Below are 1,067 nucleotides of genomic sequence, written 5' to 3' on the forward strand. Positions count from 1 at the left end.
GCAGGCGATCCTGTCGATCTCGGCCAAGATCGGCTGTTCGGCGCCCACGCTGAACGAATGGGTCAAGAAGGCCGAGGTGGACAGCGGCCGGCGTGCCGGCATCCCGACGGAGATGGCCGAGCGGATGAAGGCGCTGGAGCGGGAGAACCGAGAGCTGCGCCAGGCGAACGAGATTCTGCGTAAGGCGTCGGCATATTTTGCGATGGCGGAGCTCGACCGCCGGTCGAAATGATGGTGTCGTTCATCGATGCGCATCGCGATGCGCACGGGGTCGAGCCGATCTGCAGGGTGCTGCCGATCGCCCCATCCACATACTACAATCATCTGGCTGGGCGGTCCGATCCGGAACGGCTGTCGGACCGGGCGCGCCGGGATGCGGCGTTGCGACCGGAGATCCGCCGCGTGTTCGAGGAGAACTGGCGGGTCTATGGCGTACGCAAGGTCTGGCGGCAACTGGGGCGCGAGGGGTTCGAAGTCGCCCGCTGCACGGTCGCCCGGCTGATGAAGGGCATGGGCCTCCAGGGCATCATCCGTGGCAAGCCGCACAGGGCGACGATCCCCGACAAGAAGTTCCCATGCCCGTTGGACAAGGTGAACCGGCAGTTCCGGGCACCCGCGCCCAACAGGCTGTGGGTGTCGGATTTCACCTATGTCGCGACCTGGAAAGGGTTCGTCTATGTGGCTTTCGTCATCGATGCCTATGCCCGCAAGATCGTGGGCTGGCGCGTCAGCACCTCGGCGCAGGCGGGGTTCGTGCTCGATGCTTTGGAACAGGCCGTCCATGACCGCCGCCCCGCCAAAGCCATGGGCCTGGTTCACCACAGCGACCGCGGGTCTCAATATCTGTCCATCCGCTACACCGAGCGGCTGGCGGAAGCCGGCATCGAACCCTCGGTTGGCAGCGTAGGAGACAGCTACGACAATGCCCTGGCGGAAACGATCAACGGGCTGTTCAAGGCAGAGGTCATACATCGTCGCGGCCCCTGGCGCAGCGCCGAGGCCGTGGAATATGCCACCCTGGAATGGGTCGACTGGTTCAACAACCGACGCCTGCTCGAGCCAATCGG

Annotated in this window: 1 pseudogene and 1 other annotated feature; the pseudogene reads left to right on the forward strand. The window is 64.9% G+C overall.

The features are described from left to right. Positions 1-7: 7 nt before the first annotated feature. Positions 8-1,067: pseudogene (locus ACM9HJ_RS30955) on the forward strand (IS3 family transposase); the annotation flags it as partial. Next, positions 190-306, forward strand: a sequence feature (AL1L pseudoknot). Its footprint overlaps the pseudogene before it by 117 nt.

Source organism: Niveispirillum sp. KHB5.9 (genome assembly GCF_048066115.1).
Classification (GTDB): domain Bacteria; phylum Pseudomonadota; class Alphaproteobacteria; order Azospirillales; family Azospirillaceae; genus Niveispirillum.